General features: G+C 60.1%; 13 protein-coding genes and 1 pseudogene. 6 read left to right on the top strand and 8 right to left on the bottom strand.

What is annotated here, in order from left to right:
• The coding region (locus tag AAC083_RS13765) for an acetate--CoA ligase (RefSeq protein ID WP_146181672.1) at window positions 1-1,205 on the bottom strand (1,205 nt) is incomplete at its 3' end.
• Between the two features lie 168 nt (window positions 1,206-1,373).
• Here AAC083_RS13765 and AAC083_RS13760 point away from each other — a divergent pair.
• The gene (locus tag AAC083_RS13760; protein ID WP_108536885.1) at window positions 1,374-1,679 is read left to right on the top strand and encodes a hypothetical protein; all 306 of its coding nucleotides are present in this window, start codon (window positions 1,374-1,376) and stop codon (window positions 1,677-1,679) included.
• Between the two features lie 25 nt (window positions 1,680-1,704).
• Here the strand turns inward: AAC083_RS13760 and AAC083_RS13755 are convergent, their stop codons facing one another.
• From AAC083_RS13755 to AAC083_RS13725, 7 genes are all read right to left on the bottom strand, one after another.
• Window positions 1,705-4,155: a sensor domain-containing protein gene (locus AAC083_RS13755; RefSeq protein ID WP_108536884.1), complete on the bottom strand. Its 2,451-nt coding sequence runs from the start codon at window positions 4,153-4,155 to the stop codon at window positions 1,705-1,707.
• A 151-nt stretch (window positions 4,156-4,306) separates the two neighbouring features.
• Entirely contained in the window at window positions 4,307-4,945 is a 639-nt protein-coding gene (locus tag AAC083_RS13750; protein WP_108536883.1) for a hypothetical protein, read from the bottom strand.
• Complete coding sequence (locus AAC083_RS13745) at window positions 4,935-6,074, bottom strand: hypothetical protein (RefSeq protein WP_042035836.1); 1,140 nt, start codon at window positions 6,072-6,074, stop codon at window positions 4,935-4,937. The genes AAC083_RS13750 and AAC083_RS13745 overlap by 11 nt, the downstream gene beginning before the upstream one ends.
• Before the next feature lie 168 nt (window positions 6,075-6,242).
• Window positions 6,243-6,611 carry a hypothetical protein gene (locus tag AAC083_RS13740; protein WP_108536882.1) on the bottom strand — a complete coding sequence of 123 codons (369 nt, stop codon included), beginning with the start codon at window positions 6,609-6,611 and terminating at the stop codon, window positions 6,243-6,245.
• Between the two features lie 4 nt (window positions 6,612-6,615).
• A complete protein-coding gene (gene torD / locus AAC083_RS13735; protein ID WP_108536881.1) occupies window positions 6,616-7,260 on the bottom strand; it encodes a molecular chaperone TorD in 645 nt (214 codons plus the stop codon).
• A 148-nt stretch (window positions 7,261-7,408) separates the two neighbouring features.
• Window positions 7,409-7,813, bottom strand: a complete 405-nt coding sequence (locus tag AAC083_RS13730) for a GFA family protein (RefSeq protein WP_042035833.1) — start codon at window positions 7,811-7,813, stop codon at window positions 7,409-7,411.
• A gap of 23 nt (window positions 7,814-7,836) precedes the next feature.
• Entirely contained in the window at window positions 7,837-8,124 is a 288-nt protein-coding gene (locus AAC083_RS13725) for a hypothetical protein (RefSeq protein ID WP_108536880.1), read from the bottom strand.
• 524 nt (window positions 8,125-8,648) lie between these two features.
• On the opposite strand from AAC083_RS13725, the gene glyA reads away from it, so the two are divergent.
• The 5 genes and pseudogenes from glyA (at window position 8,649) to ribD (ending at window position 12,633) form a co-directional block, all read left to right on the top strand.
• Window positions 8,649-9,902, top strand: a complete 1,254-nt coding sequence (glyA, locus tag AAC083_RS13720; protein WP_042866648.1) for a serine hydroxymethyltransferase — start codon at window positions 8,649-8,651, stop codon at window positions 9,900-9,902.
• 109 nt (window positions 9,903-10,011) lie between these two features.
• Window positions 10,012-10,440, top strand: a pseudogene (locus AAC083_RS13715) (hypothetical protein).
• A 65-nt stretch (window positions 10,441-10,505) separates the two neighbouring features.
• Window positions 10,506-10,838, top strand: coding sequence for an NIPSNAP family protein (locus AAC083_RS13710; RefSeq protein WP_042035828.1), 333 nt, complete (start codon window positions 10,506-10,508; stop codon window positions 10,836-10,838).
• Between the two features lie 134 nt (window positions 10,839-10,972).
• Window positions 10,973-11,422, top strand: a complete 450-nt coding sequence (gene nrdR / locus AAC083_RS13705) for a transcriptional regulator NrdR (RefSeq protein WP_042035827.1) — start codon at window positions 10,973-10,975, stop codon at window positions 11,420-11,422.
• 101 nt (window positions 11,423-11,523) lie between these two features.
• Entirely contained in the window at window positions 11,524-12,633 is a 1,110-nt protein-coding gene (ribD, locus tag AAC083_RS13700; protein ID WP_042035826.1) for a bifunctional diaminohydroxyphosphoribosylaminopyrimidine deaminase/5-amino-6-(5-phosphoribosylamino)uracil reductase RibD, read from the top strand.
• Window positions 12,634-12,651 lie beyond the last annotated feature (18 nt).

Raw genomic sequence — 12,651 nt, 5'->3', positions numbered from 1 at the left:
CCTATGGTGCGGTAGTACCACTCCCAGGCTTCCGGGTTAATGGGTTCACCCACGGAGCCCATGATGCGCAGGCTCTGGCGAGAGGTGCCCTCGACCGCATCCCGGCCCTTGGCCATGAGCGCGCGGATCGCCGTCGGTGCCGTGTAGAGGATGGAGACCTGGTGCTTGTCCACCACCTGGCTCATGCGGTTGGTGGCCGGGTAGTTGGGCACCCCTTCGAACATGATGGTGGTGGCGCCGTTGGCGAGCGGCCCGTAGACCAGATAGGAGTGGCCCGTGACCCAGCCCACGTCGGCGGTACACCAGTAGATGTCCTCCTCGTGGTAGTCAAAGATGTACTTGAAGGTGAGGGTGGCATAGACCAGATAGCCGCCTGTGGTGTGCAGCACGCCCTTGGGCTTGCCGGTCGAGCCTGAGGTGTAGAGGACGAACAGGGGATCTTCGGCACCCATGGCTTCGGGCGGGCAGTCGGCGCTGACGGTCGCGATGGCTTCGTGCCACCAGATGTCCCTGTGGCCATGCCAGGCGACCTTGCCGCCGGTGCGCTTGAGCACTATCACCTTGCTGACCTGGGTATCCGGGTTGGTGAGCGCTTCATCCACATTCTTCTTGAGCGGGACCGGGCGGCCGCCACGCAGCCCCTCGTCGGCCGTGATAACGATGGAGGAGCCGGAGTCTATGATGCGACCGGCCAGGGCCTCCGGCGAGAAGCCGCCGAAGACGATGCTGTGCACGGCGCCGATACGGGTACAGGCCAGCATGGCGATGGCGGCTTCCGGCACCATGGGCATATAGAGGCAGACCACGTCACCCCGATGTACACCCTGTGCTTTCAAGACGTTGGCAAACTTGCACACTTCGCTGTGCAGTTCGCGGTAGGTCAGCTTGCGATCTTCGGCGGGGTTATCCCCTTCCCAGATGATGGCGACCTTGTCACCGCGCTGTGCCAAATGGCGATCCAGGCAGTTGGCCGAGACGTTGAGCAGGCCATCTTCATACCACTTGATGGAGACGTGGCCCGGGTCGTAGGAGGTGTTCTTGACCTTGGTATAGGGCTTGATCCAGTCGAGGATCTTTCCCTGCTCACCCCAGAAGGCATCCGGATCCTGCACCGAGGCCTGGTACATGGCCTCGTAGCCTGCCTTGTCCAACAGGGCGTCCTTGCTGATGTGGGCCTTGATCGGGTAGACCTTGCTCTCGCTCATGTGTCACTCCTTTTAATACATTCTTGTAATGATTAAGTAACAACTTATACCTTTGGCGAGGGAGGGCAATTAGACTTTTGGATAGATGGAAACAGTTACTTACAGTGCCATTCGTGACAACTCATCGGTGATAGCGTAAAAACATCGGTTTTATCGATGGAGATAGCTATGTTGTCCCTGCTCCTTTGCACCGCCCTCTGGCAGTCCGATGCCTCTACGCTGGTTGATGAAGCCGCGCTTGCTGCTCCCCAGCCCAAAGAGTTCCCCGTGACTCGCGAGCAGGGCGGCTCGCCAGCAGTGCGGGAGCGTATTGCCGATCAGATGGGCAATGCATTTCTGGCGCGCAAGCCCCCGGTGACAGTGACGCTTCGACAGCCCGACTTACGTTACCCTCAGGATGCCTTGCTGGCTGATTCGCATCAGGCCCGGAGTGAGGTTTGGGATACAGAGTTAGGGTTGACGTTCAACGAATAAGTGATGTGCCCGGTTCTATCCCAGCTCAACACCAGACCCCCTTGCTGGGGGCCAGTTGAGCGGCCAGATGGGGCTCGGTCAAGGGATGGCTGAACAGATAGCCCTGTCCCTCCTGGCAGTGCAGGGATTGCAGAAACTGGCGCTGAGCCTGGGTTTCGATCCCCTCGGCGGTGACCGCCATGTTCAGGCTGTCTGCCAGGTTGATGATGGTACGGCACAACTCCCGGCTGTGTTTGTCATCCGGTAGGGCCTGCACGAAGGTGCGGTCTATCTTGATGCGATCGATGGGCAGACTTTTCAGCAGGCTCAGGGATGAGAAGCCGGTCCCGAAGTCGTCGATGGCGATCTGCACCCCCAGCGCCTTCAGGCGGGTGAACAGCTGCATGCTCTGATCGACCCGCTGTATGATGCTCTCTGTGACCTCTATCTCCAGCCGATCCGGCGGGAAACCTGTTTCCGCCAGAATGGCGGCGACCCGCTCCACATAGCCAGGAGTTCGCATCTCCCGCACCGAGACATTGACCGAGAGCCGTGGCACCGCCAGGCCAGCCGTCAGCCAAGTCTGTCCCTGCTGACAGGCGGTGCGCATCACCCACTCCCCAATCTGCTCTATCAGACCGCACTCCTCGGCCACCGGGATGAAGCGAGCGGGGGCTATCATGCCCTCGTTGGGATGTTGCCAGCGCAGTAGAGCCTCCAGCCCGCTCAGGCGGTTGCTGTTCAGGTCCGTCAGTGGCTGGTACATGATGCAGAGCTGATGCTGTTCTATGGCCTTGATCAGTCCCTGCTCCATGCTCATTCGCTCACGGAGCTGCTCGGCCATGTCGGGGGTGTAGAACAGATAGCCGTTGCGGCCCCGGCTCTTGGCCTCATACATGGCGTTGTCGGCGGCGCTGACCAGGGCATCCGGGTTCTGGGCGTGTTCAGGGTAGAGGGCTATGCCGATGCTGGCGGAGACGGCGACCTGCTCGTGTGCCAGCTCGACCGGCTCGCGCAGGCGGGCCAGCAGCTGATCGGCGAGCCGTTCCAGCTCTTCCTGCTGCTCGAAATAGGGGATCAGCACCAGAAATTCATCTCCACCGAGCCGGGTGGCAACGTCGTTGTGGTGCAGGCAGAGGCGGATGCGTTCGGCCAGCAGCTTGAGCAGCTGATCCCCTGCCCTGTGGCCCAGGTTGTCATTGATTAGCTTAAAGCCGTCCAGGTCGATGAACAGCAGGGCGAGTCGCTGCCGGTTGAGCTGGGCTGTCTTGATCTCCAGTTCGAGCCGCTCCTGCAACAGGTTGCGGTTGCCGAGCTCGGTCAGGGGATCGTGATAGGCGAGGTGATTGAGCTGTGCCTCGGCCTTGCGGATGGCGCTGATGTCGGAGAAAGCGATCACGTAGTGGGTGATGTTGTGGCGATTGTCGTAGATGGCGCTGACGTGCTGCCAGGAGGTGAAGTAGCCGCCATCCTTGCGCAGGCATATCATCTCCCCGTGCCAGGCATGGCTGCCGGGCTGCAGGGTATGCCAGGGGTAGTCGATACCGGTATGGCTGCGCGGATGCATGATGGATTCCGGCGACTTGCCCACGACCTCGTTCGCTTCATATTGGGTCATGTTGCAGAAGGCCGGGTTGACCGAGATGATCTGGCGCTGGCCATCCATGATGATGATGCCCTCGGCCGTGGTTTCGAATACCACATTGGCCTGGCGCAGCTGGTCTTCCTGAATGCAACGATCGGTCGCGTCGTGGATCACCCCCATGATGCGGTGCCCCAGACTGTCGGGGGTCGCCACGTGAAGGGTGTGAAGATCGATCCAGCCCCGCACCTGATCGGGCCCCAGATAGCTCAAGGTCAGATGAAGGGGGGCCGTGCCTTTGAGCGCCGATCTGAGTTGCTCCCCCGAGACCGGGTCGAAGCGCTTGATGAACTGATCCATTCCCCCTTCAAACTGATGGGCCTGCGTCCCGAGCAGACGCTCAACCTGGCCATCAAATTGCAGCCGATCCTCTGTCACATACCACTCCCAGACCCCGACTTGGCCGGCGCTCATGGCCAGTTGCAGCCGTTGCTGCGCCTCGACCAGCTCGGTCACATCCCGCACTATGGTCAGGATGCCGTCAGGTGTGCCCTGCTCATCCCGCATGGGGCTGTAAATGGCCTGCCAGTGCCGTTGCTGGCCCTGATGCGTCTTTGTCTGACCACTCAGGCTCAGCGTCACCCGGGGGACGCTGCTGCTGATGATCTGCTGGAACAGGGGTTCCAGCACTGGCGCCAGAGTCGGCAATATCTCACGCAAGTATTTGCCGTAGTGATCCTCACGGGAGAGGCCGTTGATATCGGCGAGTGTCTGATTGACGCTGCGGCAGCGAAAATGGCGGTCGAACACACCTATGCCAAACGGTGCCAGCTCGAACAGTTGCTGCAGTTCATTTGGATTCATATGACCTGTTTTTGGTGAGGCAGGCATGAATTCGGATGTCTCTTCGCACATGATGGTTCCTGAATTGACTTTATTGTCATTTAAGGTGTTATCAGTATGGCATGAAGCGCTTTGGAGGGAAGAGAGAGGGGCTGTATGTGCCCCCTCTCTGGTGCCTGACGTGTTCAGGGGTTGGTTTATCAAAGGTGGAGTGGTGGGGGCGCTACCAGTGGAAGCGATAGCTCAGGGTCAGGCTCACCACCGGCTGCCAGTCATGCTCCTTGATCAGCCACTGCTTGGCCCCTAGCTCAGTGCCCAGTCGCCACTGCTGCCAGGCCCAGCTGCGCTCGAGCGTGAGCCCCCAGTCCCGCCAACCCGCGTTGGCATCATAAGCTGCCATGTGAGCCTGACTGCCCCGCGTTAGCCAGAGGTTGAGGGAGAGGGCGGCCGGCAGCGGCAGGCTGTGCTCCATATACCAGATCTGGCCATAGCGACCGGTGACATCATGGAGCTGGCCCAGGGTCAGCTGATGATCCTCATCCAACTGCCAGCCGAGGCGCCAGAGCGCGCTGAAACGAGTGCGATCGACCACCTGCATGGGGCTGACCCCCACGGCGAGGAAGCTCTTTTGGTAGAGCGGCAAGGCCAGTCCCGCACTCTGTCCATCGGCAAAGATCAGGCCAACCAGGGTCTCCCGTTCATGGGTGAGCCAGAGCTGCATGCTGGCGTCGGCACTGCCCCCGGCCTGATTGCTGCCGAGCTGCCACTGGCTGCCCACTTGCCACAGGTTGTCCGGCTCCTTGGCAGACAGGGGCAATGCGAGTGCCGGGGCCAGTAGTAGCCAGCGACGGCTACTTGCCATAGAGCCGCAGCCAGTCTCTGTCTTGATGCATGCCCATCAGGTGGCAGATGATACCGGAGCGCTGGAAGGCGTAGATAAGAAACACGCTGGTGGCACTGAGTGCCATGATGAGGCCGAAGCTGTTGGGCAATATGGTGCCCTGGCGAGCGGTCCACCACAGCAGCAAGGGGCCCCACAGGTGCACGAAGATGCTCTTGTGGAAGATGAAAACGGTCAGCGAATACATGCCTATCCAGTTGAGCGGGCGCCAGCACAGGCGGATGTTGCGCTGATGCAACCAGAGCACGACACCGATCACCAGAAACTCCATGCCCCAGATCCCGGCGCGGCCCGTCATGTCCATCGCCAGCTCATGCTCGTTGGCATAGATGTCGTTGAGTTCGACGGAGCTGCGCTCGCCAAACACAAGGTAAACAGCGAGGGCGATGAGAGAGAGGGTGAGCACCAGGCCGTTGAGGCGATCCCGCCACTGGGGACGCTGATGCCAGCACCAGCCATACAGGAAGCCGAAGCAGCCGCTGGCCATGAAGAGATCGAGGCGGGCATCGAGCTCATAGTCAGGGTGCACATGCAGCTTCATCCAGCTGTCGATGTGGCCGAGCAGGGTCTGCACGCCGAGTTGATCCAGCAGCAGGCTGAGCAGGGTCAGCAGCAGCATGCCGCGCATACCGAACCAGGCGTAGACCAGCGAGAAGAGCGCCAGCAGGCACATCCACAGCATGACCGGATAGAAAGAGATGGCCTCGCCGAAGTTGGGGGCTATGACCAGTCCCTCGACATAGAGCACCAGAATGATGCTGGCAAACAGCACCAGCTTGCCGGCCAGCTGCGGTTTGAAGCTGGCTTGATCGCGACGGCTCAGGTTGAAGGCCGCGAGGGCCAGATAGATCTGGCTCACCCAGGGAATGAGCCAGGCCGAGACCTGTGCCGTGGTGTGATCCATGGGCAGCAGATGGCCAGCCATGGCCTTGTGCGACAGATAGAAGCTGTCCCACAGGGCCTGTTCCCGGTTGAAGAAGTCGATATACCAGTAGTTGAGGTAGCCGGTGTAGTGTTCGAAGACGGCCATGAAGATGACGAGCCCTCGCAACAGGTCGAGACCCGTGATGCGTGCGTCCTGTGGAGGCATGGGGTTGCTCCTGTATCGGTGGAAAAGGAGCGGCACTATAACGGTTGCAACAAAACTGAATGGGAGCTGAATGTAAGCGGATGTTACCGTCGTTCGTCACACCCGCCTTGCGATAGCGGGGGATCTTCGGATCCGGCTGTCATGATTTGTAATACTTTTGGCGGTTTTTCAGCCCTTCTGGCGACCGAATGCCTGAATGCCGCGCACCAGCACCAGCAGGCCTAGCACTTGGAAGGGCAGGGAGAGGGCGATCAACAGCAGCCAGTGGGCCTCGCTGCCGCTGGCGTTGATGAAGTCTATCCAGGCGACCAGCAGGGTGAGCATGCCCGCTATCTGAAAACGACGGCGCAGCACCACTTCCACCCCCAGATTGGCGAGATAGAGGGTCAGCAGTATGCCGCCAAAGCCAGTGAGCTGGGCCGTGCCGTAGATCTCTCTATCCGGATTGAACAGCAGGCTGATCAAGGGGGTCAGACCCTGCTCCTGTGGGATCAGGGCCAGCAGCCAGCAGGCGATCAGTAACAGGGCTGTTTTCATCGGCTCAGTCGGCGGACCGGGCCGGTTTGACCAGGCTGAGGTAGTTGGCGTCCATGGTGAGGAATACCCCCAGCAGGCGGGCGCTGGCGCCATAGAAGCCGAATGGATCGGCGGCGCGGCAGGCGGCCTCAAAAAGGGGGAACCAGGCCAGCAGATGAGTGTGCAACAACGCTTCTTGCTCGCCGAGCCACAATTCACGCTGATCGGCACTGGCGGCTTCGGCGGCGCGTATAATGAGATTGCCCATCAGATCCAGTTCGACGCCCAGATGATCGACCGGCTGTGGGTACTTGGCGCCGACGTCGATGGCGAGCCGTGCCAGTCGTTCTTGCATGCGCACCAGGGATGCCACCGTCAGATGGGCGGACTCATAAGGCTGAACGGCGGGGGCGGCCAGAAACAGCGCCTTGAAATCGGCGGTCAGGGCTCGGGCCCGATCCGGGCGCACCAGCAGGCGGGCGATGGCCTCGTTGAGTTCGGTGACGGCCGGGCGCATGGGATCCAGCGTGGAGAGGCTCTTCAGGAAGCTTCGCACATCGTAGCTGTCGTATTCGGCGATCTGTTCATCACTGAGCTCGGCGCTAAACAGGGTGGCAAACCACCAGTACAGTTCGGCCCGACGTTCGCTAGTGGCCAGAAATTCCTGCATTTTTCCTCCGTGGATGGCAAGCGGGAAACAGAGTGAAACCGATTCTAACGGCTTTGGCAGAAAAGTTAACCCATAGGTGACAATTCGCCGAACAGGCCAGCAAAAACGCCGCCGGAGACGACGTTTTCAGGGCATGTTGGTAACGACGTCAGACGGTGGGGCGGGCCTCGAACTGCGGCAGCGCATCACAGATTTCGTGCCAGGGCGCCCTGGATCCGACGAAGATGTGGAAACCGGGTCGTTGGGTCGGCGCCTCGTTGAGAATGCCGAGGCGCAGGTTCAGCTTGCCGCTGCTTTGCTTCTGGCTGAACAGACTGGAGCCGCAGTGGCGGCAGAAAGCGAGGGTGGTCTCGGGGGATTTCTGAAAGCGGCTGATGGCCTCTTCGCCACGGGTAACCGTGACCTTGTCACCGTCCAGCCCGCCGACCGGGGCGTAATCGGCACCGGAGAACTTGCGGCACTCGGAGCAGTGGCAGTTGCCCAGGTAGTCGAACTGGTCGGGCAGGCTCAGGGCCACGGCGCCACACAGGCAGCTGGCGGTCAATAGTGTCATCTTGCGGTTCCTTGATTGATGGATCAGCGCTCTTCGCGGTAGAGCGCCTGCTTGCAACGGACGCAGATATGCTGGCGCCGAAAATCGGTCTGATGCAGCAGGCCGACGTCCAGTTGCTCATGATGGCCGCAATGAATGCAGAAGATGATATCGCCATCGACGGCCTCCGGATGGGCGGCCAGATACTGCTCCCAGGTGGGCAAGGCCTCCCACTGATAGGTAAAGGGGCTCTTGCGACTGCCTGTATAGTAGATCCAATAGAAAACAGCGAATACCGATATGATCAGAAAAAGCATCAGGTTATCCATCATGGCGTACTCCCGTGTTGAGCCGGTGTAGAGAAGAAAGAGCGAGGCGGAAGCGGGTCGGGAACATGGTGTTGCAATGGGGTGGCCAGCGATGGCTGGGCGGTTCAGCCAAACGGTCGTCCCTACCCACCCTTGGTCGGCAGGTGTGCTGGCGAAGGGTGAACGCCTTGCGCGGCATTTTTTGCCTCCATCTTGGCTGGGCAACCACTGCGTCACGCAAAGATGTTATCTATTAATAATCGCTATATCTATGATCCGGTTCTGGTTTTTTCTATTTTTTGTCTGCGTTTGTGGCTGTTGTCTGGGGTGTGGGGTAGTGAACAGCAAGGAAGAAGGCATGGGAACGAGCGCCTTGGCAGGCACGCTGGCGGAGGATTGGGGGCCGACGCGGGCCTCGATATTTACGACACATTTTACATTGTTTAAACAAATTTTTGGGTGGTTGGACTGTCTCTTTGATCTCGCTCACGTTACAATGCCGCTGCCCACTTCACCTAACGCGCAAACGATTTTCAGGAGATAAACGGATGTTGAAACGTGACATGACCATCGCAGGCTATGATCCCCAGCTGTGGCAGGCCATCACAGACGAGACCCGTCGTCAGGAAGAGCATATCGAGCTGATCGCGTCTGAGAACTACACCAGCCCCCGCGTCATGGAAGCCCAGGGCTCCCAGCTGACCAACAAGTATGCCGAAGGCTATCCGGCCAAGCGCTACTACGGTGGTTGCGAGTATGTCGATGTGGTCGAAACCCTGGCCATCGAGCGCGCCAAGGAACTGTTTGGTGCCACTTACGCCAACGTGCAGCCGCACTCCGGCTCCCAGGCCAACAGCGCCGTTTACATGGCGCTGCTGCAGCCGGGCGATACCGTGCTGGGTATGAACCTGGCCCACGGTGGTCACCTGACTCACGGCTCCCCGGTGAACTTCTCCGGCAAGCTCTACAACATCATCCCTTACGGTATCGATGAGTCCGGCAAAATTGACTACGACGAGATGGAGCGTCTGGCCGTTGAGCACAAGCCGAAGATGATGATCGGTGGCTTCTCCGCCTACTCCGGTATCGTTGACTGGGCCCGTATGCGTGAAATCGCTGATAAAATCGGTGCTTATCTGTTCGTCGACATGGCTCACGTAGCCGGTCTGATTGCCGCTGGCGTCTACCCGAACCCGGTGCCCCACGCTCACGTGGTCACCTCCACCACCCACAAGACCCTTGCCGGTCCCCGTGGTGGTCTGATCCTCTCCGCCGCTGACGATGAAGATCTCTACAAGAAGCTGAACTCCGCTGTCTTCCCGGGCGGCCAGGGCGGCCCGCTGATGCACGTCATTGCCGGTAAAGCCGTGGCCTTCAAAGAGGCGCTGGAGCCCGAGTTCAAGACCTATCAGGCTCAGGTGGTCAAAAACGCCAAGGCCATGGCGGCCACCTTCATCGAGCGTGGTTACAAGATTGTCTCCGGCGGTACTGACAACCACCTGATGCTGGTGGACTTGATTGGTCGCGAGCTGACCGGTAAAGAGGCCGATGCCGCCCTTGGTAAGGCCAACATCACGGTCAACAAGAACTCCGTTCCTAACGACCCGCGCTCCCCGTTCGTCACCTCGGGTGTGCGTATCGGTACTCCGGCCATCACCCGCCGTGGTTTCAAGGAAGCCGAGTCCATCCAGTTGACCAACTGGATCTGCGACGTGCTGGACAACCACGACAACGATGCCGTGCTGGCCACCGTACGTGAGCAGGTGCTGGACATCTGCCGTCGTTTCCCGGTTTATGCCTGATAACGGCGTTAATCCGGTTTGAGACCAATGCCACCTTCGGGTGGCATTGTTTTTTCTGTTTCGGCCCCGCTACGGGCGCCGAGTTCGTTCAGCAGACAGAGGAGGCAGCATGTCAGGCGAGCACGCGAGTACAGATGAGGATCTGATCTTGTCCATCCGTGCCTAGTACCATTTTCGCGATAGTCCGGAGGGGTTACTGGCATGGGATGTGCGCCGTCTGGTACGGCGGAGCCGCGGGCTGCCGGTGCAAGCTGTGCCGCTGGCACAGATTACCGAACTGGATTTTGAGCACTGGTATGGATACGGCGAGGCCAGACCCACGGTGCGCAGCATCGTAGAGCACTGTCAGCTGATGCTGGCCGCCGATCTCGCCTATCCCATCATTCTGGACAGTGCGGGACGGGTCATGGATGGCATGCACAGGGTGAGCAAGGCCTTGATGCAGGGCCACACCCATATCGATGCCGTGCAGTTTGTGCAGGATCCGGCGCCCGATCACACTGGGTGTGATCCCGACACCTTGCCCTATGACGATTGAGCCTCTGGCCGATCGAATGGTGCTGTGTGTGCCTTTTTACACCATTTTTAGCAGGAGAAAGCGTGATGAAGCGAGTGCTGGAGATCCGGAGCTATCGGCTCAAGGCCGGGAGCCGTGCGGCTTTTCATCGGCTGGTCACCGAGCAGAGTCTGCCCTTGCACCTTGCCTGGGGGATGGATGTGGTGAGCCATGGCCCCTCCTTGCATGATCCGGACGCCTATTTTCTGATGCGTGCCTACGATGACCTTGAGCATCTGAACCGCTCTCAGGCTGCATTCTATGGGACTGAGGCCTGGCAAGCAGGCCCGAGAGAGGCCATTGTTGCGCTGATCGAGGGTGATGCAAATACAGTGCTCTGGTTGCCAGTGGCGGCCATAGAAGCGCTGCGCACGTGCTGATACGGTTAAAGTGCATCTGCGGTGACATATTGTTTTTCTGGGCTTTTACCGGCTTTCGATGGCCGTGCTACACTGGCCGACCAAGATCCTGACCCTGCGGGGCAGGTGCCTTTTCAGTTAACGCCGGAGGTCAGATGCATTGCCCTTTCTGTAGTGCCGTTGATACTAAGGTGATCGATTCCCGTCTGGTGGCAGAAGGCCATCAGGTGCGCCGCCGTCGTGAGTGTCTGCTCTGCCACGAGCGTTTCACCACCTTCGAGATGGCCGAGCTGGTGATGCCCCGTGTCATCAAGTCCAATGGCTCCCGTGAACCCTTCAATGAAGACAAGCTGCGTGCCGGTATACTGCGTGCACTGGAGAAGCGGCCGGTGAGCATGGAGGCCATCGAGAAGGGGGTCAATCACATCAAGTCCTGCCTGCGGGCCACCGGTGAGCGCGAAGTCGCCTCCCAGCTGGTGGGTAATCTGGTGATGGACGAGCTCAAGGGCCTGGACAAGGTCGCCTACATCCGCTTCGCTTCCGTCTATCGCAGCTTCGAAGACATTCGTGAATTTGGTGAAGAGATCGCCAAGCTGGAGAAGTAGAACAGATCGCCAAGTTGGAGAAACAAGCTTCCCCAACGTCCGATTACGATGCGCTAATCGAACCTGCAACGCCCATTTTATCGCTTTGAACGGGAGCCCAGATGTTTAGTCAAGATGATTACCAATGGATGAGTCGGGCCCTCGAACTGGCCCGCCGTGGCCGCTATACCACGGCGCCCAACCCTTGTGTCGGTGCAGTGTTGGTGAAAGCCGGTGTGGTGGTCGGTGAGGGGTGGCACAAGCGTGCCGGCGAGCCCCATGCCGAGGTCTATGCCCTGCATGCCGCCGGTGAACAGGCCCGTGGCGCCACCGCCTATGTGACTCTGGAGCCTTGTTCCCACCATGGCCGTACCCCGCCCTGCGCTGAGGCGCTGATCAAGGCCGGGGTGACCCGGGTGGTCGCCGCCATGGTCGATCCCAATCCCGAGGTGGGCGGACGCGGGCTGCGCATGTTGTCTGAGGCCGGTATCAAGACCGACTTCGGCCTGCTCAGTGCCGAGGCTGAGGCACTCAATCCGGGCTTTTTCAAACGGATGCGCACCGCCTTCCCGCAGGTGACGGTCAAGCTCGGCGCCAGCCTGGATGGTCGCACCGCCATGGCAAGCGGCGAGAGTCAGTGGATAACGGGTCCCCTGGCCCGTGCCGATGTTCAGCGGCTGCGGGCCCGTCACGATGCGGTGCTCTCCAGCGCCGAGACGGTGCTGGCCGATGGCGCCTCGCTGACCGTGCGTTGGGACGAGCTGCCCCCCTCGGTCAAGGCCAGCTATCCCAAAGAGACCCTGCGCCAGCCGCTGCGGGTCATCGTTGATTCGCAAAACCGGCTCACCCCGGACTTGCCCCTGTTCCAGAGTACAGGCCCGGTCTTGCTGGCCCGCCACAAGGCTACCGGCGACTGGCCGGCCTGGGTGCAGCAACTGGAGCTGCCGCTGCTGGACGGCAAGCTGGATCTGGTCAGCCTCTTTATGCTGCTGGCCAAGCAGCACATCAACTCTGTGCTGGTGGAGGCAGGGCCGCGGCTGTGTGGCGCCCTGCTGAACAAAGGGCTGGTGGATGAGCTGGTGCTCTACCAGGCGCCAAGACTGATGGGGGATGAGGGGCGTGGCCTGTTCCATCTGCCCGAACTCACCCGGCTGTTCCAGGCGCCCAAGCTCAACATCAAGGATGTGCGGCTGGTGGGGCAGGACATTCGCATCACGGCGAAAATAGCCTGATTTCTCAATGTTTATCGG

This window comes from Aeromonas sp. HMWF014 (genome assembly GCF_963878295.1).
Classification (GTDB): domain Bacteria; phylum Pseudomonadota; class Gammaproteobacteria; order Enterobacterales; family Aeromonadaceae; genus Aeromonas; species Aeromonas popoffii.
Note: the sequence above shows the minus strand (reverse complement) of the source record. Positions and strands in the feature narration are given on the sequence as shown.